This is a genomic window from Streptomyces sp. NPDC007929 (assembly GCF_042959065.1).
Taxonomy (GTDB): Bacteria; Actinomycetota; Actinomycetes; order Streptomycetales; family Streptomycetaceae; genus Streptomyces.
In genome coordinates this window covers 36,802-60,659 of the sequence record NZ_JBIBKD010000009.1, presented here as the reverse complement: position 1 = coordinate 60,659, position 23,858 = coordinate 36,802, and the positions used below count along the sequence as shown (strand labels likewise).

Annotated in this window: 20 protein-coding genes and 1 pseudogene; 10 read left to right on the top strand and 11 right to left on the bottom strand. The window is 72.1% G+C overall.

Annotation, left to right across the window (positions count from 1 at the left end; all coding sequences use genetic code 11):
- Nucleotides 1-5 precede the first annotated feature (5 nt).
- Nucleotides 6-1,019 carry a DUF3533 domain-containing protein gene (locus tag ACFZDE_RS28625; protein ID WP_391204562.1) on the top strand — a complete coding sequence of 338 codons (1,014 nt, stop codon included), beginning with the start codon at nucleotides 6-8 and terminating at the stop codon, nucleotides 1,017-1,019.
- 287 nt (nucleotides 1,020-1,306) lie between these two features.
- Here ACFZDE_RS28625 and ACFZDE_RS28620 read toward each other — a convergent pair whose 3' ends face one another.
- The 4 genes from ACFZDE_RS28620 to ACFZDE_RS28605 form a co-directional block, all read right to left on the bottom strand.
- Nucleotides 1,307-2,389, bottom strand: a complete 1,083-nt coding sequence (locus ACFZDE_RS28620) for an alpha-lytic protease prodomain-containing protein (protein WP_391002779.1) — start codon at nucleotides 2,387-2,389, stop codon at nucleotides 1,307-1,309.
- Between the two features lie 383 nt (nucleotides 2,390-2,772).
- On the bottom strand, nucleotides 2,773-3,678 hold the full coding sequence (locus ACFZDE_RS28615) for a trypsin-like serine protease (RefSeq protein ID WP_391204559.1): 906 nt from the start codon (nucleotides 3,676-3,678) through the stop codon (nucleotides 2,773-2,775).
- Between the two features lie 185 nt (nucleotides 3,679-3,863).
- Complete coding sequence (locus ACFZDE_RS28610) at nucleotides 3,864-4,118, bottom strand: hypothetical protein (protein WP_391204556.1); 255 nt, start codon at nucleotides 4,116-4,118, stop codon at nucleotides 3,864-3,866.
- 82 nt (nucleotides 4,119-4,200) lie between these two features.
- Nucleotides 4,201-5,391, bottom strand: a complete 1,191-nt coding sequence (locus ACFZDE_RS28605) for a DUF5685 family protein (protein ID WP_391204553.1) — start codon at nucleotides 5,389-5,391, stop codon at nucleotides 4,201-4,203.
- A gap of 289 nt (nucleotides 5,392-5,680) precedes the next feature.
- Here ACFZDE_RS28605 and ACFZDE_RS28600 point away from each other — a divergent pair, with 289 nt between their 5' ends.
- Entirely contained in the window at nucleotides 5,681-6,121 is a 441-nt protein-coding gene (locus tag ACFZDE_RS28600; protein ID WP_030850887.1) for a cell division protein SepF, read from the top strand.
- Nucleotides 6,122-6,170: 49 nt separating this feature from the next.
- On the opposite strand, the gene ACFZDE_RS28595 is transcribed toward ACFZDE_RS28600, so the two are convergent.
- A complete protein-coding gene (locus ACFZDE_RS28595; RefSeq protein WP_391002928.1) occupies nucleotides 6,171-7,361 on the bottom strand; it encodes an acyl-CoA dehydrogenase family protein in 1,191 nt (396 codons plus the stop codon).
- 197 nt (nucleotides 7,362-7,558) lie between these two features.
- Nucleotides 7,559-9,160, bottom strand: a complete 1,602-nt coding sequence (locus tag ACFZDE_RS28590) for an MFS transporter (RefSeq protein WP_391204550.1) — start codon at nucleotides 9,158-9,160, stop codon at nucleotides 7,559-7,561.
- Between the two features lie 272 nt (nucleotides 9,161-9,432).
- Between ACFZDE_RS28590 and ACFZDE_RS28585 the strand changes: the two genes are divergently transcribed.
- Nucleotides 9,433-10,653: a mannosyltransferase family protein gene (locus tag ACFZDE_RS28585; protein WP_391204547.1), complete on the top strand. Its 1,221-nt coding sequence runs from the start codon at nucleotides 9,433-9,435 to the stop codon at nucleotides 10,651-10,653.
- A 227-nt stretch (nucleotides 10,654-10,880) separates the two neighbouring features.
- Nucleotides 10,881-11,876 carry a phosphatase PAP2 family protein gene (locus ACFZDE_RS28580; protein WP_391204544.1) on the top strand — a complete coding sequence of 332 codons (996 nt, stop codon included), beginning with the start codon at nucleotides 10,881-10,883 and terminating at the stop codon, nucleotides 11,874-11,876.
- A 76-nt stretch (nucleotides 11,877-11,952) separates the two neighbouring features.
- On the opposite strand, the gene ACFZDE_RS28575 is transcribed toward ACFZDE_RS28580, so the two are convergent.
- Entirely contained in the window at nucleotides 11,953-12,168 is a 216-nt protein-coding gene (locus ACFZDE_RS28575) for a proteinase inhibitor I78 (RefSeq protein WP_221759932.1), read from the bottom strand.
- 428 nt (nucleotides 12,169-12,596) lie between these two features.
- Between ACFZDE_RS28575 and ctaD the strand changes: the two are divergent.
- A pseudogene (ctaD, locus tag ACFZDE_RS28570) lies at nucleotides 12,597-14,273 on the top strand (cytochrome c oxidase subunit I); the annotation flags it as partial.
- On the opposite strand, the gene ACFZDE_RS28565 reads toward ctaD, so the two are convergent.
- The 3 genes from ACFZDE_RS28565 to ACFZDE_RS28555 are packed head-to-tail and all read right to left on the bottom strand — an operon-like array spanning nucleotide 14,167 to nucleotide 17,071.
- Complete coding sequence (locus ACFZDE_RS28565) at nucleotides 14,167-15,207, bottom strand: WYL domain-containing protein (protein WP_391204541.1); 1,041 nt, start codon at nucleotides 15,205-15,207, stop codon at nucleotides 14,167-14,169. The pseudogene ctaD and the gene ACFZDE_RS28565 sit on opposite strands and share 107 nt — an antisense overlap.
- Nucleotides 15,208-15,246: 39 nt before the next feature.
- The gene (locus ACFZDE_RS28560) at nucleotides 15,247-16,533 is read right to left on the bottom strand and encodes an ABC transporter substrate-binding protein (protein WP_391204538.1); all 1,287 of its coding nucleotides are present in this window, start codon (nucleotides 16,531-16,533) and stop codon (nucleotides 15,247-15,249) included.
- Nucleotides 16,508-17,071, bottom strand: coding sequence for a hypothetical protein (locus ACFZDE_RS28555; protein WP_391204535.1), 564 nt, complete (start codon nucleotides 17,069-17,071; stop codon nucleotides 16,508-16,510). Before ACFZDE_RS28555 ends, ACFZDE_RS28560 begins: the two co-directional genes overlap by 26 nt.
- A gap of 145 nt (nucleotides 17,072-17,216) precedes the next feature.
- Here ACFZDE_RS28555 and ACFZDE_RS28550 point away from each other — a divergent pair, with 145 nt between their 5' ends.
- From ACFZDE_RS28550 to ACFZDE_RS28540, 3 genes are read left to right on the top strand one after another with little or no spacing between them, the layout of a single operon-like run.
- On the top strand, nucleotides 17,217-17,693 hold the full coding sequence (locus ACFZDE_RS28550) for a hypothetical protein (RefSeq protein WP_391204533.1): 477 nt from the start codon (nucleotides 17,217-17,219) through the stop codon (nucleotides 17,691-17,693).
- Nucleotides 17,693-20,521, top strand: coding sequence for an ATP-binding cassette domain-containing protein (locus tag ACFZDE_RS28545; RefSeq protein ID WP_391204530.1), 2,829 nt, complete (start codon nucleotides 17,693-17,695; stop codon nucleotides 20,519-20,521). The genes ACFZDE_RS28550 and ACFZDE_RS28545 overlap by 1 nt, the downstream gene beginning before the upstream one ends.
- Complete coding sequence (locus tag ACFZDE_RS28540; RefSeq protein WP_391204527.1) at nucleotides 20,518-21,159, top strand: ATP-binding cassette domain-containing protein; 642 nt, start codon at nucleotides 20,518-20,520, stop codon at nucleotides 21,157-21,159. Before ACFZDE_RS28545 ends, ACFZDE_RS28540 begins: the two co-directional genes overlap by 4 nt.
- Before the next feature lie 72 nt (nucleotides 21,160-21,231).
- On the opposite strand, the gene ACFZDE_RS28535 is transcribed toward ACFZDE_RS28540, so the two are convergent.
- On the bottom strand, nucleotides 21,232-21,927 hold the full coding sequence (locus ACFZDE_RS28535) for a transglycosylase family protein (protein ID WP_391204524.1): 696 nt from the start codon (nucleotides 21,925-21,927) through the stop codon (nucleotides 21,232-21,234).
- A gap of 544 nt (nucleotides 21,928-22,471) precedes the next feature.
- On the opposite strand from ACFZDE_RS28535, the gene ACFZDE_RS28530 reads away from it, so the two are divergent.
- Both ACFZDE_RS28530 and ACFZDE_RS28525 read left to right on the top strand, forming a co-directional pair.
- Nucleotides 22,472-23,254 carry a hypothetical protein gene (locus ACFZDE_RS28530; RefSeq protein WP_391002805.1) on the top strand — a complete coding sequence of 261 codons (783 nt, stop codon included), beginning with the start codon at nucleotides 22,472-22,474 and terminating at the stop codon, nucleotides 23,252-23,254.
- An 85-nt stretch (nucleotides 23,255-23,339) separates the two neighbouring features.
- Entirely contained in the window at nucleotides 23,340-23,729 is a 390-nt protein-coding gene (locus ACFZDE_RS28525) for a hypothetical protein (RefSeq protein ID WP_391002807.1), read from the top strand.
- Nucleotides 23,730-23,858 lie beyond the last annotated feature (129 nt).

Here is a 23,858-nt window from a genome sequence, read left to right as displayed (position 1 = left end):
GAGGCATGCCGCACAGCTCGTTCCTCACCGAGGTGAGAGACGCCGTCACCCCCCGGGCCACCCTGCTCGTGGTCGGCGTGATCGCGCTCCAGCTGCTGTTCATCGCCTCGTACGTGGGAGCGCTGCACGACCCGAAACCCAAGGACGTGCCCTTCGGCCTCGTCGCCCCCCAGGCCGCGGCCGCACAGGCGGTCACCCGGCTCGAACGCCTCCCCGGCACCCCCCTGGACCCCCGCGCCCTGCCCGACGAGGCAACAGCACGGAGCCGGATCGCCCAGCGCGACATCGACGCGGCCCTGATCATCGACCCCAGGGGCAGCACCGACACCCTCCTGGTCGCCTCCGGCGGCGGCAGGATCCTCTCCACCACGCTGACGACCTTGGTCACCACCCTGGAGAAGTCCGAGCGGCGCACCATCCGGACGATCGACGTCATCCCGTCCGCACCCCGCGACCCCAACGGACTCTCGTCCTTCTACCTGGTGATCGGCTGGTGCGTGGGCGGCTATCTGGGCGCCGCGGCCCTCGCCATCAGCGCCGGGGCGAAACCCTCCAACCCCACCCGCGCCGCGATCCGTCTGGCGGTCATGGCCCTGGTCGCGATCGCCGGCGGCCTGGGCGGAGCCCTCATCACGGGCCCGATCCTGGACGCCCTGCCGGGCAGCACCGCGGCCCTCTGGGGCCTGGGCACCCTAATCATCTTCGCCGTGGGCGCGGCCACCCTGGCCCTCCAGGGCCTCTTCGGCACGATCGGCATCGGCCTGGTCATCCTGCTGGTGGTCATCCTCGGCAACCCCAGCGCGGGCGGCGCCCTCCCGCCACCCCTCCTCCCACCCTTCTGGAAGGCGATCGGCCCCGCCCTCCCCCCGGGCGCGGGCACCTGGTCGACCCGCTCCATCGCCTACTTCGACAACAACGCGATGACGACCTCCCTCCTCGTCCTCGCGGCATGGGCGGCGGCAGGAACAGCGATCACCCTGACAGCAGCGGCACTACGAAGCCGCGCGGGACAAACGTAAAACCACACCGCACCCGCACCCGCACCCGCACCCGCCGTCGTACGCAAGGGGCCGTGTCGGGGGGTGTCCGCCCGCAGCGGTTGGCGCGTCAACGCCAGTCAGTCGGTAAAAAGGTCCATCGCGCCGTTCCGAGGACGGACACCCCCCGGCGCGGCCCCGACCCCCACCGGCGAGATGGCGCGGACGCGAACCCCCACCCGGACACAGGACGAAACTCCACAACCCGCCCCACACAACGAAAGCCCCGCCCCCACAAGGGGGGACGGGGCTCCACAAACTCCGAGGTGTCAGCCGATCTCGGTCCCGGTAGCCGACAACGCCTCGGTCACCGGCTGGAAGAACGTCTCCCCGCCCGAGGTGCAGTCACCGCTGCCACCGGACGTGAGCCCGACGGCCTTGTCGCCCGAGAACAGCGACCCACCACTGTCACCCGGCTCCGCGCACACATCGGTCTGGATCAGCCCGTTGACGATGTCGCCGTTGCCGTAGTTCACGGTGGCGTCCAGCCCCGTGACCTTGCCCTCGTGCACCTGCGTGGTCGACCCGCTCCGGGTCACCGCCATGCCGACGGTCGCGTCCGCCGCACCCGAGATCTTCTGGGTGGACCCGTTGTACAGGTTCACCTCACTCGGGTGAGCAACCTCCGCGGTGTACTTGACCAGCCCGTAGTCGTTGTCCGGGAAGCTGGAGTCCGCGTTGGTGCCGATCTCCTTGCCGCTGGAGTCCGACCACGTGGAGATGCCCTCGGTGCAGTGCCCGGCGGTCAGGAAGAACGGCTCACCGCCCTTGACCACGTTGAAGCCCAGCGAGCAGCGCCCGCCGCCCCCGGTGATCGCGTCGCCACCGGCGATGAAGGGCTTGTACTCCCCCTTCGACCGCTTGAGTTCGGCCTTCGCCCCGAGCCCGTCCACGACCTTCGTCAGCGTCGCCCACTCGGCCTTGGACACCGTGCGGTCGGCGGTCACGACGACCTTGTTCGTCGTCGGGTCGGTCACCCAGGCGGTGCCCGGGATCGTCGCGTCCTGCTTCAGCGTGGTGCGGGCGCTCTTGAGCTCGGCGAGGGAGTTCGCCACGACTCTCGCCTTGGCGCCGGCCTTCTCGACGGCCTGCGCGGCGGCCTCGTCGAGCACGTTCACCACGAGGCTCTTGCTCTTGGTGTCGTAGTACGTCCCGGCCGCGTCGCCGCCCAGGTCCTCGGCCAGCGTGGAGGCGAGCTTTCCGGCCGCGGTGACCGACAGGGTCCGGGGTGCGGACGCCTCGGGGGTCTCACTGGCGTTCGCGGTCTGGAACGTCACTCCCGCGGCAACCAGCGCGGCTATGCCCGCGCCCGCCACGGCTGCACGCCGCTTGGGTATGCGTCGGTGCTTCAACTTCTGTCCTCCTGTGGGGGGTCGGCACGAGAGGTTGTGGGGACCTCACGAGCCGGAAGGCTTGGTTGACGCGCCCACTATTCCGAGGACAACGGGGAGCACACAAGGGTGAGTTCGAGACGCGCGTAGACAGCGCTTGCACGCCCCCTCATTTTGACCGTCCGCGATCAAATCGGACCCAACTCCCGTACGTTCAGACTGCAAACATTACGCGTGAGTAATGTGTGCGCACTCTGTGAGGTCTACGTGTGGCTGAAAATCGCCCCTTTGACGAAATCCCGCACACCCCACGAAACCCGTACACACCACGACGCCCCCGCACGCGAAGCGTGCGGGGGCGCTGAACCGTGATGTGCCGCTATGTGCCGCGAACTACCGCCGACCTAGTAGACGCTGACGCCGTAAGCGCTCAGGGCCTCCGTGACGGGCTGGAAGAACGTCGTGCCACCGGAGGAGCAGTTGCCGCTGCCGCCGGAGGTCAGACCGTACGCCGTGCCGTTGCTGCCGTAGAGCGAGCCGCCGGAGTCACCGGGCTCGGCGCAGACGGTGGTCTGGATCAGGCCGGACACGATGTCCCCGCCGCCGTAGTTGACGGTGGCGTTGAGGGCCGTGACCCGCCCACTGTGCGTACCGGTCGTGGAGCCGTCGCGAATGACGGTGGTGCCCACACTCGGCGTGGCGGCGCGCGTGATGTCCACACCGTTCGCGGTACCGGGACGGCTGACCGACCCGCTGTAGCGCACGATGCCGTAGTCGTTGCCCGGGAAGCTGGAACCGGCGGTGGAGCCGATGACCGTGGTGCGGCCGGAGTTGGAGTACCAGGTGCCCGCGCCGTCGGTGCAGTGACCGGCGGTCAGGAAGTACTCGGTGCCGTTGCTGGCACGGACGTTGAAGCCGAGGGAGCAGCGCCAGCTACTCGCATAGATGGCGTCGCCGCCCTGGATGAGCTTGCTGAACTTGCCGGGAGTGCGCTTGATCGTGAGCGCGTCGGCGTTGCCGCCGGCCTGCTGCTTGATCTTCGCGATCTCGGCCTGCGTGACCGTGCTGTCCACGGTCAGGAGCACGCGGTTGGTCTTGCTGTCGACGGCCCAGGCGGTACCCGGGATGTCGGCCTTCAGCAACGAGCCGCTGGCGCTCTTGAGTTCGGCGGCGCTGAAGGTGGTGGGGGTGTCGGCCGCGTTCGCGCTGGGGATCGCGATCGCTGCGGCGGCAACGAGGCCGGTGGAGACGGCGATCAGCCGGGTCCGTCTCGAGATGCCACTGCGAGGGGTGGTGCGCTTGATCCTCACTTTTCGTTCCTCCACAAAGGAAGTCGGGGGCCCTCGTGGGGTTTCGGGCCCGTGAGGCGCAGTCCGGGACCGGCATGTCCGGATTCCGAACATGCCGTGCCCCTGACAAGCGCTGAGGGGGAGTATTCGGCCGAACGGCCGGTCGGCGCAAGAGTGCCTTTCGGACTTCAACCTTTGACGGTTCTTTACGAAGCTGCTCCCGGAACATCCCAGAACGGTGCGCGCTCCCCCGCCGCGACCTGCACCTCCAGATGCCGCGGCCCCGCCCGGCCCGGGTCGCAGGGCGTGACGCGCAGCCCTGCGAACCCCGGGCGCATGGAGGCATCCGGGTCGAAGTCCCGCACGCCCCACGCCCCCTCACGCACCAGCACGACCAGCCGCCGCCCCCGTACGCCACCCGGGCCGCGCTCGCGGGCCCCCAGGCCGGTCGCGCGCCGCACCTCGCCACCGAAGGACTGGGCCCGCCGGGACCCGGGGATGTCCGGAAGTCGACCGTCTGGGCCCCCTGCCACACCGGACGGGTCAGCCGTCGCAGGGGCAGCAGCAGTCGCACCCGTCGCAGTCACAGTCCCGGCAGACGCCCTCGCGCTTCTTACGGGACCAGGGCCCCTCGTACTCCTTGGCGCAGCACATCTTGCAGGTGCAGCACAGCAGCCAGAACATCCCGCAGCCGGCCCAGAACCCACGCCGCCGGGGCGGCTGGGGCACCGGAACGCCCCCACCGAAACCGCCGCCGCCACCGAACCCACCACCGAACGCGTCGCCGCCGTACGCCCCTCCCCCACCGGCGTACGGATTCCCGCTACCGCCCGCGTAGGGGTGCTGCGGTCCACCACCCTGATGGGAAGCGCACACCGGCACCGTGCCGAAGGCGCGGTCGACCGAGCGCCGCAGTTCGTGCACGAGCAGCAGATGCACGAGCTGCGCGTCGGTGAACTCGGCGTCGCGCAGCGCGAGCCGCACGCCGTGCACCGCGTCGTCGGCGAGCCGCCGGACCTCCATCAGGGAGGTGCCGGTCGCGGCGATCGGGTTCCAGGCGCCTGACGCGGCATCAGTGTGCAGGTCCTCCACGGCGTCCAGCAGATGCGCGAGCCGCCCGAAGAGCCGCCCGGCCTCGGCGAGCGGCCCGGCGTTGTCCGGCCGGCCGGCGAGGACCGCGGTGTGCGCGAAGGCCGCGGCGGTCGCGGTCTCGGTCGGTTCGGTGACGGCCAGCAGCGGCGTCCCGGGCCCGGCCAGCGCCTCGATCCCGCCCTGCCGGTCCACGGCGTCGACCAGCAGCGCGGTGTCGAATCCCACAGCCGAGCCGGTCCGGGCACCGGCCGTGTCCCACCTCACGGCGACCCGGCGCGCGGCACGGGCCACCGGCTTGCGGGCCAACAGCCCGTCACCGTCGGTGACGTGGTCGCGCACCTTCGCCGAGGCCAGTACCAGGGACACGGCCGCCGCGAGCCGGGCGCCCTCGCCGTGCGCGACGGAGGCGGTGCGCATGCCGCGCAGCGGGCACGGCCCGGCCGTACGCCGTCCGCCGCCGCCCGTCCCCGCCTGAGCCTCCGTCAGAACGGAGACGAGCAGCCCGTCGTAGTTCGTGACAACCCGGGCGAACTGCCCGTGATCGCCGCGCAGCGCGAGGCAGAGCCCGCACAAATGCGCCATCCACTGCCCGGCGAGCTTCTCCCCGAGCCGGTGCCTGCAAGGCCTGACGATTCCGAACACGACGCTCCCCCGAACTCCATGACGACGATGAGCTGCGGCATCGTACCGGCCTCGTATTCACCCGTACGCCCCGGCCGTCACCCGTACGCCGAGAAGAATCATATTTCACTCACAGTCAGCAGCCGTTTGGGAAACGGCCCTTGGGACACACGGACTCTCGACGGATTCGCTGTGCACCAGTACCGTCACAAACCCCCCGTGCGGCGTCTATCCACTTGGCGCGCCATCCGCATCATGGACGACCATAGGGATGCGGAAAGCAGAAAGACCGCTGTGAGAGGAGGCGTCCATGGGATCGGTACGCAAGGCAAGTGCCTGGCTTGGCCTCGTCGACGACAACGAAGACGAGCGTTACTACGACGACGACGACTACTCCGACGGAAACGAGCCCGGGGAGGCCTGGGTCACCGATCCGCGCGTCAAGGTGGCCTCGGACGTCGCCGAGGAGAAGGGCCGCCGCATCGGCACGGTGACCCCGGACAGCTTCCGGGACGCGCGCGCCATCGGCGAGCTGTTCCGCGAGGGCGTGCCGGTCATCATGAACCTCACGGCCATGGAGGCCTCCGACGCCAAGCGCGTGGTCGACTTCGCGGCCGGGCTGATCTTCGGTCTTCGCGGTTCGATCGAGAGAGTGTCGACGCGCGTGTTCCTGCTGACCCCGGCCAACACGGAGATCGTCAACGGCGATCCTGCCGGGCACCGCACGGACGGCTTCTTCAACCAGAGCTGAGGCAGGGCCGCTCACCGGCCCTGCCCCCGCGCGGGGTTACCGGACCGGCCTACCGGAAGGCATCGAGTCCGGTGAGCGCCTTACCCAGCACGAGCTGGTGCATCTCGACGGTGCCCTCGTAGGTGAGCACCGACTCGAGGTTGGTCGCGTGGCGCATCACGGGATATTCGAGCGAGATCCCATTGGCGCCGAGAATGGTCCGGGCGGTGCGGCAGATCTCGATCGCTTCCCGGACGTTGTTGAGCTTGCCGAAGCTGACCTGCTCGGGACGCAGGCGGCCGGCGTCCATCCGCCGCCCCAGATGGTGGGCGAGCAGAATCCCCTTGTGCAGTTCGACCGCCATGTCGGCGAGTTTGGCCTGGGTGAGCTGGAAGCCGCCGATGGGCCGCCCGAACTGCTCCCGCGACTTCGCGTAGTCGAGCGCCGCCTCGAAACTGCTGCGGGCCGCGCCCATGGCGCCCCAGACGATTCCGTAGCGGGCGTGGGACAGACAGCTCAGAGGACCGCGCAGGCCGGTGACCTCCGGCAGGACGGCGTCGGCGGGCAGCCGGACGTCGTCGAGCACGAGCTCGCTGGTGACGGAGGCCCTGAGGGACCACTTGTGCTTGATCTCGGGAGCGGAGAAGCCGGCGCTGTCGGTGGGCACCGCGAACCCACGGATGCCCTCCTCGGTCCGCGCCCACACGACGGCGACACCGGCGACCGACCCGTTGGTGATCCACATCTTGCGGCCGTTGAGGATCCAGTCGGAGCCGTCGCGCTTGGCGTACGTCCGCATGGCGGCGGGGTCGGAGCCGTGGTCGGGCTCGGTGAGCCCGAAGCAGCCGATGACCTCGCCGGCGGCCATCCGCGGCAGCCACCGCTGCTTCTGCTCCTCGCTGCCGAAGCGGTGGATGGCGTACATGGCGAGGGAGCCCTGCACGGAGACGAGGGAGCGGATGCCGGAGTCGGCGGCCTCCAGCTCCAGGCAGGCGAGCCCGTACTGCACGGCGGACGCGCCGGCGCAGCCGTACCCCTCCAGGGACATCCCGAGGGCCCCGATGCCGCCGAGCTCCTTGGCCAGCTCCCGGATCCCCGGCAGCTCCCCCTTCTCGTACCACTCGGCGACGTACGGCAGCACCCGGTCCGCGGCCCAGGCCCGCACGGTGTCCCTGATCCCGAGGTCCTCCGGATCCAGCAGGTCGTCCAGGCCGAGGGGATCGACGGGATCGAAGGCAGGCAGCTTGGACGAACCGGACATCATCGACACCCTCCGAGACTCTTTAACTAGCACCGCTAACCAGAGACGCTACGACGCCCACCCATCCCCGCACCACCCGTAGCCGCCGATTGCGACGTGAACCCGCCCGTGACAGTCGGTCCACCGGCGGCGGCCGCCGACCGTGCCAAGGACGGACGCGCGTGACCGGCGGCGCGTGGGTGGGCGAAGAAGGGGGGTCAGACCGAGACGCGGGACTCCGCCGCGTCCCTCGGGGCAGGGAGTTCCACCGGCCCCGCCTCACACTGCATGACCCGCGGCAACCGCAGCGCCATCACCGCCCCGAGCAGCAACAACCCCGCACTCACCAGCAACGTCACATGCAGCCCGTGCACGAACGCGTCCCGGGCGGCATGCCGCAGCGCCGCACCGGCCGACCCGCCCAGCTGCGCGGCGACCTCGTACGCCTCCCCCAGCGAATGCCCCGCCGAGGAGGACGCCGACGCCGGAACCCCTGGCACCCCGGCCAGCCCGGGCGCGTACGCCGCGTTCATCACCGTGCCGAGCAGCGCGATCCCGATACCCGCCCCCAGCTGGTACGACGTCTCCCCGATCGCCGCCGCCCCACCGGCCTGCTCCGGCGGCGCCTCACTCAGCATCGACTCGTACGCCCCGAAGAGCGTCGTCTCGAGCCCGAACCCGAGCAGCACGAACCCGCTCACCATCAGCGCACAGTCGTCGGTCCGGCCCAGCGCGGTCAGCAGGACCACCGCGAACGCCGTGAGGCAGAACCCGGCGCACACCATCCGCCGCGGCCCGAACCGCCGCAGCATCCGCGCCCCGGCCAGTCCGGCCGCCATGGCCGCGAACGTCAGCGGCAGCAGCCGCAGCCCGGTCTCCAGCGGCGACAGCCCGAGCACCAGTTGCAGATACTGCGCCGCGATCAGTTCCAGACCCACCAGCGCGAGCATCGCCAGCACGATGCACCCGACGGACGTGCTGAACGCCGGCCGCGCGAACATCGTGAGGTCCACCAGCGGATACGTCCGCCGCCGCTGCCGCCGTACGAAGGCGACCAGCAGCGCGGCGCCCACCACCAGCGACGGCACCGTGAGCAGGCTGCCCAGCGACTCCCCACTGCCGAGCCGCTTCACGCCCAGCACGACACCGAACAGGCCGGCCGCCGCCATCAGCGCACCGACCACGTCCCAGGGCCCCTTGCCGTCGCCCTTCGACTCGGGCAGCAGCAGCCGTCCGACCGGAAGGCTGACCAGCATCAACGGAATGTTGACGAGGAACACCGAGCCCCACCAGAAGTGCTCCAGCAGGAAGCCGCCGAGCAGCGGACCGACCGCCGCGCCGACCGCGGCCACGGCGCTCCAGATGCCGATCGCGAGCGCCCGCTCGCGCCGGTCCGGGAAGACCTGCCGCAGGATGGACAGGGTCGCGGGCATGATCATCGCGCCGCCCACACCGAGCAGCGCCCGCGCCACGATCAGCACCTGGGCGCTGTCGGCCAGCGCGGCGAGGCCGGAGGCGACACCGAACAGCGTGTAGCCGAGGAGCAGGACTCTTCGACGGCCGATGCGGTCGCCCAGCGTGCCGAACAGGATCAGCAGCGAGGCGCAGACCAGTGGATAGACGTCGACGATCCAGAGCAGCTCGATCCCGCCGGGCCTGAGGTCCTCGGTGACGGCGGGGACCGCCACGTGCAGCACGGTGGCGTCGACGGCGACCAGCAGCAGGCTGACGCAGAGGACGACCAGAACCACCCAGCGGTTGGCACCGGCCCCGGCCGCCCGACGGCGCAGCGCGGCGGCGGCCGTGGTCGTCCCGGACATGTACGTACCTCCCAGATGTTCCTCGCGATCGGCGGGCTCGCGGGGTGGGGGACGCCCCCGCGACTCGGCCGGAGAGGAGCGGAGGTCCCCGGCCAGCGCAAACGAAAAGCGAGTGACACGTCAGAGTACGCGAGTCCTCGACACAGACCAGTGGCGGACCTCTCACACCTTCGACGGAGGGATGTGGCGTACACCACTTCCTCCCACTTCCTCCCACCTCGTCCACGCCCCGGCCGGACGGACGGTTCCGGCGCGGGTCGATAATCGGGCGCGTGACCGATCTTGAGACGCGCGCGGCCCCGCCCCGCGCCGGGGCGCTGCGCCGGGCGGCCCCGGCGCTCGCCGGGTACGTGGCCGTCCGCGCCCTGGGCCTGCTGGCTCTGTTCCTGTGGAGCGCGGCGCGGGACAAGAGCGCGTACACGCTGCTGACCGCCCGCTGGGACGCGCTCTGGTACGTCAGGGTCGCCGAGCTCGGTTACGGCTACGAGGTGCGGCTGGCCAACGGGGACGTGCACTCGAATCTGGCGTTCTTCCCGCTGCTGCCCTGGCTGGAGCGGCTGGTGGCGGCGGTGTCACCGCTGTCGTACGCGGACGGCGGGTTCCTGGTGAGCCTGGTCTCCTCCCTGGCCGCGGCCTGGGGCGTCTTCGCGGTCGCGGACCGGGTGTACGGCCGCCGGGCGGGGGTGTGCGCGGTGCTGCTGTGGGCCGTGCTGCCGGTCGGGATCGTGCAGTCGATGGCGTACAGCGAGTCCCTGTTCACGGCGCTCGCGGCGTGGTCGCTGTACGCGGTGCTGACCGGCCGTTGGGTGACGGCGGGGACGCTGGCCCTGTTCGCGGGGCTGACCCGCCCGGTGGGACTGGCCGTGGTGGCCGCGGTGTGGGTGGCGGCGCTGGCCTCCTTCGCCCAGGACAGGCGCGCGGCCGCCGCGGGCGAAAGGAGCGCACAGGACGACGCCCTCGAAGCCTGGATCGGCGCCCCGGTCCGCCCCGGAACCCCGTTCCGGCGGATCCTCGGCATGGCCCTGGCCCCGCTCGGCGCCGCGGGCTACGTGCTGTGGGTCGGGCATCACACCGGCAAGGGCCCGCTGGGCTATCTGGACGTGCAGGCCGGCTGGCGCAACGGCTTCGACGGCGGCTGGGCCTTCGCCCGGTTCGTCGCCGAGAAGTTCACGTCGTTCCCGGCGGCCCTGGCCGGTGTGGGGCTGATCATCGGGGTCGCGTCAGTCGTCTGGCTGTATGTGACCGGAGTACGTCAGCGCCAGCCGCTGCCGCTGCTGGTCTACACGGGCGTCGTGACCGCGCTCGCCCTGTGCGCGTCGAGCTACTTCGGCTCGAAACCGCGCCTTCTGCTGCCTGCCTTCCCCCTGCTCCTGCCTCTCGCGCTGGCCCTGGCGAAAGCGCGTATCCGCAGGTCAGCGGCGGTGCTCGGGGGTGTGGCGGTGGCCTCGGCGGTGTACGGGGCGTTCTGGCTGAACGGCTCCGGGCCCCCCTGACCCGCTGTGAGCGCGAGGGGAATTGCGCGCCATGCTCCGGTGAACGAATTCAAAAGCGCAATAAAACCCGCATCCGGAATGATCAAAGGAATTGAAGGCCGCAGCGGCCGAGGATTACGGATTCGCTGGAAATAAACACACTCCTGAGAGGAATCCCACATCACATCGTCATCACAAACCCGTTGATTCGCCCGGGATCAGAGCTCACTCGCTGTAACGTCGATTGGGTGCGTACCGAACCGAAGCTCACCCGTCTGGACCGGGTCTTCGCCCGGCTGGACCGTGAGCCGGAACGACCGGCCCACATCGATGTGCCGAAGATGAGCAGGCACCGCATCGTGCTCTTCGCGGCGACCCTGGCCTTCTACGGCGCCATCGTGTGGGCCGTGGTGATCACATCCTGGCTGGTCCGGCTCGACTGGCAGGTCATGTTCTTCCGCCCGTACCAGCAGTGGTCGCAGATCCACTGGTTCGTCGACTACTACGTGGTCCTCGGCCAGCGCGGCCCGACCGCCGTGATGGTCGCGGCCTGGCTGGGCTGGCGCTCGTGGCGGCAGCACACCCTGCGCCCGCTGCTCGCGCTCGGCGTCTCCCTGCTGCTGCTGAACATCACGGTCGGCGCCGCCAAGTACGGCATGGGGCGCCTGGGCCCGCACTACGCGACCGTGATCGGCTCGAACGAGATGTGGCGCGGCGGCGATATATTTCCGAGCGGTCACACCGCGAACGCCGTGGTGACCTGGGGAATCCTGGCCTATCTGGCGTCCAGCGCGAGAGCCCAGCGCTGGCTGTCCGCCGTGTCCGCCGTCACCTCGCTCGGTGTCGGGATGGCCACCGTCTACCTCGGTACGCACTGGCTGAGCGATGTGCTCCTCGGCTGGACCGCGGGGCTGCTGATCATGCTCGGCCTGCCGTGGTTCGAGCCGCTGATCGCCCGCGCCGAGGACGCCATCTTCGACCTGCGCGACCGTGTGCGAGCCCGTCGGCGCCGCACCCCGGTGGTATCGGTCGACGCGCCTCCCGTGCTGGTCACGCCCGTGGCGGCCGACCATGAGGAGGTCGCGGCCCGCTCACCCCGGGCCCCGGTCTATCTGGCGCCGGGCCCCCACACCACCCGCTCGGAGCGCACCCCCATCACCCCGGCCGGCAGCCGCCGCCCGCCGCACCCGGAGCGTCACCCACGCGGCTCGGCCTCGTCCGCCCGTCCCGTGACAGGCGGCTGACCACCGGTCGGCACACACTCCGCACGGCATGGTGAAGGCCCCGGTCCCACAGCGGAGCCGGGGCCTTCACCGGGTCTCAGCCCTTCCAGGCCCGCGCCACGCGGCCGCCCTTGACCTCGAAGTTCAGCCGGCCCACGCGGTACTCCATCGTGATGATCGCCCCGGACGGCAGCGCGCGTACCGTCGGCCAGCCGCGCTCACGCGCGAGGCGTTCGGCCCGGCCGGCCTCCAGGCCGACGTAGGTGTCCGGGCTGTCGTCGGGTTCCGCGGGAGGTGTCGGAGTCGGTGCCATGCGGCCACGCTATGTCCTGCCCGGCGAGCGCGGAAGTCCGGGGCCTCGGCCGGTCACTGTCCGCCTCCGGTCACGCTTCTGTCACAAGATCACGACAGGAGTTTCCGGCGTCGCCCGTCACTCGGACGAGCGGATCCGTACGCCTTCCGCAGGCATTCGATCGTAATTCGCGCGTGTCACATGAGCTCATGGAAAGGCCCGGCGGAAAGTGCCGGGAGAAGTGCCGCGGAGGCCACCGTCCATTCCGGTTCCGCACCGGCCCGGCGGCGTCGGCACGGTACGGGAAATACCGGGATTCGGCATACGGAGGCCGGTACGCCCCCTGTCGGAGCGCGCGGTGACGCGAGCATCATGGCGTGAGCTCGCGGGCAGGTGGGACGCGGGCTGCGGCGGGCCCGGCACGCGAGGAGCGAAGGGGCGAGCGAGCGATGGGGACGCAGACCGTACAGGCCGCGGCGCCGTCCGTACCGCGCACACGGCACGGACGGGTGGTCGTCGACTGGCTGACGACGACGGACCACAAGAAGATCGGCCATCTCTACCTGGTCACGTCGTTTCTGTTCTTCCTGGTCGCCGGGGTGATGGCGCTGGTGATGCGCGCCGAGCTGGCCCGTCCCGGCCTGCAGATCATCGACAACGAGCAGTTCAACCAGGCGTTCACCATGCACGGCACGATCATGCTGCTGCTGTTCGCGACGCCGAGCTTCGCGGGCTTCGCGAACGAGCTGATGCCGTTGCAGATCGGCGCGCCCGACGTCGCCTTCCCGCGGCTCAACATGCTCTCGTACTGGCTGTTCCTGTTCGGCGGGCTGATCGTGCTCGGCTCGCTGCTGGTGCCCTCCGGGCCCGCCGACTTCGGCTGGTTCGCCTACGCCCCGCTCAACAGCGCGGAGCGCTCGCCGGGTCTCGGAGCGGATCTGTGGATCATGGGGCTCGCGCTGTCGGGGTTCGGCACCATCCTCGGCGCGGTCAACTTCATCACCACGATCATCGGGATGCGCGCCCCGGGCATGACGATGTTCCGGATGCCGATCTTCGTGTGGAACACCCTGTTCACGTCGATCCTGATCCTGATGGCGTTCCCGGTGCTCGCGGCGGCGCTGCTGGTGCTGGAGGCGGACCGGCGGTTCGGCGCGCAGGTCTTCGACGCGGCCAACGGCGGGGCGATCCTGTGGCAGCACCTGTTCTGGTTCTTCGGCCATCCTGAGGTGTACATCATCGCGCTGCCGTTCTTCGGCATCGTCACGGAGATCATCCCGGTCTTCAGCCGCAAGCCGTTGTTCGGCTATCTGACGCTGGTCGGCGCGACGATGGCGATCACCGGCCTGTCGATGATCGTGTGGGCGCACCACATGTTCGCCACGGGCGCGGTGCTGCTGCCGTTCTTCTCCTTCATGAGCTTCCTGATCGCGGTGCCGACGGGGGTGAAGTTCTTCAACTGGGCCGGAACCATGCTCAAGGGCTCGCTGTCCTTCGAGACGCCGATGCTGTGGGCGACGGGCTTTCTGGTGACGTTCCTGTTCGGCGGGCTGACCGGGGTGATCCTGGCGTCGCCGCCGATGGACTTCCATGTGACGGACTCGTACTTCGTGGTCGCGCACTTCCACTACGTCGTCTTCGGCACGGTCGTCTTCGCGATCTTCGCCGGGTTCTACTTCTGGTGGCCGAAGTTCACCGGGAAGATGCTCGACGAGCGGCTCGGCAAGATCCAGTTCTGGGCGCTGTTCGTCGGCTTCCACACCACGTTCCTGGTGCAGCACTGGCTGGGCGCCGAGGGCATGCCCCGCCGGTACGCGGACTACCTCGCCGCTGACGGGTTCACCGCGCTCAACACCGTGTCGACGATCGGCGCGTTCCTGCTGGGCATCTCGACCCTGCCGTTCCTCTACAACGTGTGGAAGACCGCCAAGTACGGCGAGAAGGTCCAGGTCGACGACCCCTGGGGCTACGGCCGTTCCCTGGAGTGGGCGACCTCCTGCCCACCGCCGCGGCACAACTTCACGACGCTGCCCCGGATCCGTTCCGAGTCCCCGGCGTTCGACCTGCATCATCCGCAGTACGCGGCGGTGACTGCGCAGCCCGAGCCAGAGCGCCATCAAGCCGGTCCCGGGTCCTCCTGATCGCCTCGATCAGCTCGACCGGCTCCAGCACCTCGAACTCGAAGCCCAGCATCACCACGTGGATGACCATCACGTCGAGGCTGCCGGCGCCGCAGCGCAGCAGGCAGGTGTCCGCGCTCTCCGCCTCCAGCACCCCGGCGGAGGGCGAGATGTGCTGGGCGGCCTCCTCCAGGGGCGCCAGGAGCCGCACGAGGGCGTGGGTGGCGTACGCGCGCGTGGAGACGCCCTGGGAGACATAGGCGGCCAGGTCCTCGGCCGGTGGGTCGCGCGGCACGAAGCGCGGGCCGTGCGGGGGCCTGGGCGAGACGCGGTCCACGCGGAAGGTGCGCCAGTCGTCGCGGTCGAGGTCCCAGGCGACCAGGTACCAGCGGCGCTCGGTGCACACCAGGCGGTGCGGTTCGACAGTGCGGCGGGTGGGGGTGCCGTCGTGGCCGCGGTACTCGAAGCGCAGCCGTTCGGCGTCCCGGCACAGGTGGGCGAGTTCGGTGAGCACGGCCGGGTCGACCGCGGAGGGCAGGGTGCTGCGCAGCATCGGCACGGTGACGGCGTTGAGGGCGCCCACCCGGCGGCGCAGCCGGTTCGGCAGTACCTGCTCCAGTTTGGCGAGGGCGCGTACCGAGGTCTCGCCGATGCCGTCGATGCCCTGTCCGGCGGCGGTGCGCAGGCCGACCGCGACGGCGACGGCCTCGTCGTCGTCCAGGAGCAGCGGCGGCAGTTCGGCTCCGGCACCGAGCTGGTAGCCGCCGCCGGTGCCGGGGCTGGCGTTGACCGGGTAGCCGAGTTCGCGCAGCCGGTCGACGTCCCGGCGCAGGGTGCGGGCGCTGACGCCGAGACGGCCGGCCAGGTCGGGGCCGGACCACTCGCGGTGGGCCTGGAGCAGGGACAGCAGACGCAGCAGGCGGGCCGAGGTCTCCAACATGGGGGCGAGTCTGCCAGGCCTTGCGGACAGCCACTGTCCTCAAGGCTGGTAGGCCAGTTGCGGAACGGTGAAGCAGGTGCGGTTCATGTCGCCCTGGCTCACCCAGCCCTTGCCGTCCTGCCAGCGGGCCACCGACAGGCAGGTCCGGCTCGTCCTCGGCGGCTCGGGCAGGCGGTCGAAGCGGACCGGGAGCAGCAGCCCTTGGGCGGTGTAGCCCTCGCTGCGGTCCATGTGGGCGTCGACGCACGCGCGCGTGATGCCCGTGGCCGCGCAGGAGGTCGCCGCGTCCGTGAACCAGCGCGCGGCGGCCCACCCCTCCAGCTGCCACTGGGAGTGCGTCTTCAGGTCTTCGGTCGCCTCGCGGAACTCCCGTACGGCCGGGTTGCCGGTGTCCTCGAAGTTGCGGCTGGCCCCGGTCGCCCACAGGGCGTTGCGGCAGCGCGGGGCGTCCTTGTAGTCGTCGGCGACGGTGGACGTCCAGTTCTGCACGTTGGTCACCTTGGCGGTGACATGGGCGCCGGTCTCGTCCATGGCCTGGCAGAGCCGGGCGTTGCCGTGCGCGTCGATGGCGTCGAACACGAGGTCCACGCCCCGCTCCTTGAGGTCGGCGGCGACGGCGCGGAAGTTGGGCAGGGCGAAGTCGACCTGCTCGGTGACGACCTGGTAGCCCTCGGCACGCAGGCCGCGTTCGACGAGCCGGGCGTAGCCGGCCGAGGCGGACTGGTTGTAGGAGACGACGGCGGCGGTACGGGCGCCGTGCTCGCGTTTGAAGTAGCGGTAGACCTCGGTGCCGCCGTACAGCTTCCCGTCCCAGCCGGGGGTGCCGTCGCGGGGCGCGAGACTGCCGTAGATGCCGTAGAGGTGCGGGTAGGTGTCGTAGGCGGCGCCGATGGGCTGGCCGCCGATGTCGGGGACGCCCGCGCGGGAGACACGGGAGGCGCCCGCGTAGTCGAGGGCGGTGGTGGCGACCAGGGCGACGACCTCGTCCTCCTCGACGAGCTTGTGCACGCACTCGTTGTTGCCGACGCCGCTGCCGCCGTCGTCGCAGGCGCGCACCTCGACGCGGCGCCCGTCGATGCCCCCGCGCGCGTTGAGCCGGTCGAAGAAGGCCCGGGCGCCGTCGCGCGGGCCGGTGAAGGCGCTGCCGCCGACCGGGCTGGTGGCGCTGGTGATGATGCCGACCCGCAGCGGCGCGGCGTCGCGGGGTGCGGGGGTGCGGTCGTCGTGCGTGAAGTCGCTCTCGGGGAGCCGGCTGCCGCAGGCCGCGCTCAGGGCGAGCAGCAGCGCCGCGGCTATGGCCTCAGCAGCCCGGGACCGGTGACGCATTGCCGCTCAGTTGCACCAGCGCGCACAGCGTCTTCGCGGACACCTTCCAGGTGCCGTCCTGCTCGACGGCGCTTCCGGAGGCGTCCGGCAGGGCGGTGGCGCCCTTCAGGGTGAGGGTGTACGTCACGTCCGCGCCGGTCGCCGAGGTGAACTCGACCTTGGTGACCTTCGCCTGGACCTGCCCGCCGCGCTCGTCACCGCTGAAGGCCTGAAGGACCGGGCCCATCCGGTCGCCGTTCTCCAGGACGGCCTGCTTCTCCTCGGCCGGGGTCTTCGGATCGAAGAACTTCTGCCAGTTCTCTCTGATCTCCGTCTCCGCCGCGGCCCGGTCCGCCGGTGCGGAGGCCGGGGCGCTCGTGGTCCGCTCCGCGCTCGGCGTGGGAGGTGTGGACTCGCTGCCGCCGCCGCTGTCGTCGCTGCAGGCCGCCAGGGCCGGGGCGAGGGCGAGGACCAGGGCGGCGGCGATCGCCGTACCCCGTCCCGCGGTGCGTGGAGCCCCCGTCGCGTTCCCCCGCTTGAGGTCGCTGCCGAGAACCATCTGGCTCACCACCGGGTGTCGGTCCGGGCCATGGGCGCCCGGTGCTTTCAGGGTCAGCTTCCACAGGGCATAGTGCAAGCGATCGGCGGACTTGAACAGGCAGCCCGACGCACGCACAGCCGATTCCGACGTGTGGGAGCCAGCGATGCGGACCAGCCGACTGCGGACCGTGCATCCCGTCCTGTGGGCCGGCTGGGCGGCCCTGGCCGCCGGCGGGGTGCTGTGCGTCGTCGGCTGGTACGGAGTCTCCGGCGAGCGTTACGCCGAACGGCAGCTGCCCTACCTGGCCTCCTGCACGATCCCCGGCGCCGCGCTGATCATCGCGGGCGCGGTGCTGCTGGCCCGCGGCCGGGAGTCGATCGCCGCCCGGCGCGTGGAGGAGCTGTACGGCCTGCTGACGGAGGAGGCGTCGGCCGGGCCGCAGGAGACGGGCCGGGCCGGGCTCGCGCCGCTCGCGGTCAGCGGCGATCTGCTGATGGTGCCGGGCGGCACGTTGTGGCACCGCGCGGACTGCCCGCTGGTCGCGGGCAAGGCGGAGGCGGTCCCGGTGGACTCCAAGCTGGTGGCGAGCGGCGAGCTGGACCCGTGCCCGATCTGCGAACCGGCCGAAGAAACCGACTGATGTCCTCGCTGACGTACGACCTCACCCTCGCCGGGCTCTCGGTCGGCGGTGCGGCGGCGCTGACCGGGATCGGCCTGATCGTGACGTACCGCGCGACGGGCGTGCTGAACTTCGCGCACGGCGCGATCGCGATGGTGTGCGCGTACGGCCTGCGGCAGTGCGTGGTCGAGTGGGGCTGGCCGTTGTGGCTCGGGGCGGTGGTGACGCTGCTGGTGCTGGCGCCGGGGCTGGGTGTGGTCCTGGAACGGTTCGTGTTCCGGCCCCTGGCGGTGCTGGGCGGTGATCCGGCGCAGACGCTGGTGGCGTCCATCGGGGTGTTCGTGCTGCTGGTGGGCGGGGCGGCGCTGCTGTGGGGGCAGGGGGCGCGGGACGACGCGCCGGTGCTGGTGCCGGACGAGCCGTGGGGACAGCTGGCGGTGGTGCTGGTGCTGGCGGCCGGGGTCACGGCGGTGATCCGCTGGACGCGGTTCGGGCGGGAGCTGCGGGCCGTGGTCGACGACCGGCGGCTCGCCGAGCTGGGCGGTGTCGACGCGGACCGGGTCGCGGCCACGGGCTGGGCGTTCGGTGCGTTCACGGCCGGTCTGACGGGTGTGCTGCTGGCGCCGTACGTGCGGCTGGACCCGTACGGTCTGTCGCTGCTCGTGATGGAGGTCGTCGCGGTCGCGGTGGCCGCCCGGATGCGGAGCCTGACCGTCGCGGTGGTGGTGGCGATCGGCATCGGGGTGGCGCAGAGCCAGCTGACCCGGCTGCACCCCTCGGGCTGGGCCGAGCCGCTGCTCCAGGCGGCCGGCACCAACCTGTTCGTCGTCGCGTTGCTGGTCGCGGCCCTGGTCCTGCCCGGTGTCGGGGAGCGGGACGCCCTGCCCCGCACGGCCACGGCCCGCGCGGCGACCCCGCCGGGCGCCTGGATCGTGGTGCTCGTGCTGTTCCTGCTGCCGCTGGGGCTCGCCGGCCGGGATCTGCACACCTCGGTCCAGGTCCCGGCGCTGGCCGTGATCCTGCTGTCCCTGGTGGTGGTCACCGGCCGCGGCGGCCAGATCTCGCTGGGGCAGGCGGCGTACGCGGGCCTGGGCGCGCTGTTCACGGCCCTGCTGGCGGCGGGCCGCTTCCCCGGACTGCCCGCGCTGCCGGAACTGGCCGCCCTCGCGGTGGCGGTGGTCCTGGTGGCACCGCTCGGCCTGCTCACGGGCTGGCCGGCGATCGGCCGGCGGGGCCTGGCGCTGGCGCTGGCGACGTTCGCGGTCGGGGTGGGGGTGAGCCGGTTCGTCTTCGCCCAGCCGTACGCCACCGCGGGCCTGTCCCTGGGCCGTCCCGCGGGCTTCGACGGGGACCGGGCGTACTACGTCCTGGAGCTGCTGCTGCTCGCGGTCGCGCTGCTGGCGGCGCACGCCCTGCGCCGGGGGCGGACGGGCCGGGCCCTGGCCGCCATGCGGGACCACGAGCGGGGCGCGCAGGCGGCGGGCGTCGGTGTGCCCTCCCTGAAGCTGCTGGCCTTCGTCGCGGGCGCCGCGCTGGCCGCGCTGGGCGGCGGCATGCTCGGCATGGGCCTGCGCGCCTTCGACGCCGCCGCCTACGACCCCGTGCGCGGCCTGCTGTGGTTCGCGGCGGTGGTGGTGCTGGGCGCCGACAGCACGCTCGGCGCGCTCGCCGCGGCGGCTCTGCTGGTCGGGCTGGACGCGGGCACCCGTGGCGGGTTCGCGGCGGCCCTCATCGGCGTCCTGGCGATCCTGGCGGGCCGTTTCCCCGGCGGTCCGTACGAGGCGCTGCGCACAGCGGCGGAACGCCTGCGGCTGCACCGGGCCCCGGCCCTGACGGCGGTGGGCACCCGGGCCCGCGCGAGGCTGCGCCCGGCGAAGCCGGAGGCGGCCCGCAGGGCACGGATGCCGAGCGGGGCGACGGGCCTGGCACGGAGCGCGAAGGGCGGGAAAGCGGCCGGGTGGCGCGAGCACCGGGACACCGGGAGTACGCGGCGCGGCCCGTCGGGCCGGGCGGCCACCCGCCTGCCCGGCGACTCCGGCCGCCCGCCGGCCGGAGGGCCCGGCAGCTCCACCGGCCCCTCCGAGCCACCCCCCGGCCGCCCCGAGGCGACCACCGGTCCCGGAGCGTCCCCCGGGCCCTCTTCGGCCCCCGCCGGTCCCCTCCTCACCGCCCGCCACCTCCACGCGCACTACGGCCGCTTCACCGCCCTCGACGGGGTGGATCTGGACCTCTCCCCGGGGCGGATCACCGCGGTCGTGGGGCCCAACGGGGCCGGGAAGAGCACCCTGTTCCACTGTCTGGCCGGGACGCTGCGGCCCGCGCGGGGGACGGTGCGGCTCGACGGGCGGGACATCACCGCGCTGCCCGCCCACACCCGCACCCGGCTCGGTGTCGCCCGCACCTTCCAGCAACTGGCCGTCTTCCCCTCGCTGACCGTCGCCGAGAACGTGCGGGTGGGTGCCGAGCAGGGGCGGGTGGCCGACCCGGGTGCCGTGGAGCGCACCCTGCGGCTGCTCGGCCTCGACGGCCCCGTACGCGCCCTGCCCGCCGCCGGGCTGCCCACCGGGACACTGCGCCGCGTCGAACTGGCCCGGGTCCTCGCGGGCAGCCCGCGTGTCCTCCTCCTCGACGAGCCCGCGGCGGGTCTGGACACCGCCGAGGTGTCCGCCCTGGCCCGGGTGCTGAGGGCGCTGGCCGCCGAAGGCGCGGCTCTCCTCGTCGTGGAGCACGACCTGGATCTGGTGGCCGGTCTCGCCGACGTCGTGCACGTGATGGCCGCGGGCCGGATCGTCGCCTCCGGCCCGCCCGGACGCGTCCTGGACGCCCTGGAACCGGAGGCCGGCCGATGACGACCGTCGCCCTGCGCCACGCGCGCGTGCGCTACGGCCCCCTGGAGGCCCTGCACGGCGTCGACCTCACCGCCCCCGGCCCGGGCCTCACCGTGCTGCTGGGCCGCAACGGTTCCGGCCGCTCCACCGCCCTGCGCGCCCTGGCCGGCACGGTGCCCCTGTCGGGCGGCGCGGTGCTGTGGGACGGCACCGACGTGACCCGCGTGCCCGCTTACGAACGGGCCCGGCGCGGGATGTGCCTGGTGCCGGAGCGGCGTGCGGTGTTCGGCTCGCTCACCGTGCGCGAGAACCTCGAACTCGCCTCGCCCGACCCCTCCGTGGCCCTCGACGCCTACCCGCGGCTGCGGCCCCTGCTGCAACGGCGCGCCGGCACTCTCTCCGGCGGGGAGCAGCGGATGCTCGCCCTCTCGCGGGCGCTGCTGGCCCGCGCGCGCGTGGTGCTCGTCGACGAGCCCGCCCAGGGCATGTCGCCCGCGGCCGCGGCCCGGACGTACGAGCTGCTGGGCGCGCTCGACGCGTGTGTGGTGATCGCCGAGCAGCGGCTGCCGCCCGCCCTGCGGGGCCGGCCCGCGATCGTCTACGAACTGCGCCGCGGGGGCGTCGCGTTCGCCGGGGAGGCGGGTGAGCTCGACGGCTGAGCAAGGACGCCGAGACCCCGCCCGGTCGGTCGACCGGACGGGGCCCGTGTCCCGGCGAGGGGGAGCGGCGCCTCAGAACTCCAGGCGCAGACCGGGCACGATCATGTCGGGATCCGCGCCGATGGCGGCCTTGTTGGCGGCGTAGAGGCGCTGCCAGGTGGTCCCGTGCCGGGCGGCGACGCCGCTCAGTGTGTCGCCCCGGCGGACGGTGTAGTCACCGCCGTCGCGGGAGGAGCCGCGGTCCGCGTGTTCCGTGGAACGCGCCGGGGCCTTCGGCGGTTCGGCCTTCCGCGGTTCGGCGGGAGCCTTCCGCGGTTCGGCGGGGGCCTTCCGCGGTTTCGCCGGTGCCTGCTCGGTGGAGGTGGCCGGGTCGGCGGCGGGTGCGCCGCCGCTCGCCCCGGCGCGTGCCGAGCAGACCGGCCAGGCGCCCCACCCCTGGGCGCGCTGGACCTTGGTGGCGACGGCGATCTGCTGGGACCTGCTCGCCCGGTCGGCGGTGGGGGCGTAGGCCGTGCCGCCGTAGGCGTTCCAGGTGGAGGGGGCGAACTGGAGTCCGCCGTAGTAGCCGTTGCCGGTGTTGATGTGCCAGTCGCCGCCGCTCTCGCACTGGGCGATGCGGTCCCACACTCCGCTGTCGGCCGCCGTGGCGTTGCCGGTCGCGGCCAGCAGTCCGAGGGGCGCGAGCAGGGCCGCACCGGCGAGGACCGCCGTGGTTCGAACCGGGTTCTTCCGGACGGTGGAGCGAGTGGTATCGGCACATTCGGACATGTAGGTCCCTTTCGGAACACCCGGGCTTCCCCCAAGGCGGAACGCCACGTCCGCGCCATGGGGCACGGAGGTCGCGCTCGCCCCGTCCGCCGGTGTGGTGCCGTGCCCGGTTCCTGGGAACCCGGCGGCCGGTGGACGTACCCGAGCGGTGCTCGTTGCACACGGCGGAGGAATCTAAGGAGGCGGGCGGCTTCGGACAACCAGTCGCCCGTCCTGGCAGGCCAGTTCACCGATACCACGGGTAACGGCAATTTCCGGACACCCACTTCATTCGCGGATTTCCGGATTTGTCGACCCACCCCCTCCTCGATCTGTGACCCACTTCACCCCGGCAACACCCTTGCCAGAACGGCGAGTTGACGGTGAGTGCGGGATTCCGCGCCGAGCGTGACCCTGTGCGCTGGTTGGTTCGATTCGGTTCGCCTTGGGGCGTGACTCCCGCCACAGATCACCCGTTGTCATCTTCATGAGCCGGGACCTACCCGGACCACGGGCCGGGAGCCACCCGGCTCTGCCACGCACCGCATCCCCGAGGGAGCCACCCGTGCCGCGCATGCTCGACGTCAGCGACGAGGTACGCGCCGAGATCGGCGACGAAGAAGCCGACCGCCTGCTCGCCGGAGAGACCGCCCCGGGCAGCTACGACTGCACGTCGTGCCGCACTCCGGGCGACTCCGAGCAGGAGCGCACCAGCACCGTCCTGTTCATCGGGGACGAGACCGCCGTCCTCGCCTTCGCCCACGCCGGCTGCCTGCCCTCGCAGGTCGTGCAGGTCACCGAGGAGCAGCTGCGGGGCGCCGTGAAGTCCATCACTGGCGACACCGTCGACCTGGAGCCCGACAAGATGGTGCCCGAGCAGGCGGTGCTGGGCGTGACCAGCGGGCTCGTCCTGATCGGCGGGGAGCTGCACCCGGCCCTGGTGGTGGAGCCGACCGGGCCCATCGCCCGGCCCGGCAGCACCGGCGCCGGCGACGACTTCCTGCCGCTCCTCATCGAGCAGGGCTTCATGCCCCTGACCGACCTGTCCGCCGTACCGCCGGTGCTGCACGGCTGGTCGGTGCTGCTCGCCGTGGGCCGGCTGCACGCGGTGCTCCAGCCGGGCAGCAACGGCGGGCAGCCGGTGGCCTGGTGGCAGGCGCACCAGCCGCTCCAGGTGACCGACCCCTGGCGCGCGGCCGCCAACAAGCACCAGCAGGTGCTGATGTTCGCCGCGCCCGTCGGCTCGATCGGCCGCCAGCCGCGCGAGGACCTGCTGCGGGACGCGCTGGACAAGGCGGCGGCCAACGGCAAGCTGGTCGCCTCTGCGCTGCCGCTGGCCGGCACCTGAGCCCCACGTCACCCGCACAGCCCGTACACCCGCGAAAGCCGTACCCGGGCCGCATCCCTTGACCCGCGGGGTCGTTTGGACATACGTGCACGCATACGACGTTCCCCGCCGCCACTCCTTCTCGCCGATCCCGTCCGCGCGATCGGCTCAGGACTCCCCGGGCGGCCCATCGGCCACGCCGATCTACGACGCGCTCTACGCCGAGTACGTCAAGTCCTTCCGCGCACTGCCCGGCGATCGCAGCGGCGAGGAGAAGCTGGGCTTCACCGCCTTCGGGAACACCCCGCACGGCTCGGGCTCCTACGGGGGGTCGTACGGCAGCTCGTACAGCGCCTACAGCGCGGGCGCCCAGAGCGCCCGGCATGCCGCCGGGCAGCAGCCGCAGTGGCAGCGCGTCGGCACGGTCGGCGGGCACGGCACGGGGATGCACTACGTGCCCGCCGGGCTGCCGCCGGGGCGGCGCGGCGGCGTCTGAGCGAGCACCGGACACCGGGAAGGGGGGGCCCCCCCCGGGCCCCCCCCCCCGGGGGGGGGGGGGCGGGCCGCGCCCCCCCCCCCCCCCCCCCCCCCCCCCCCTAAGGGGGGGCGGGCCCGCCCACCCCCA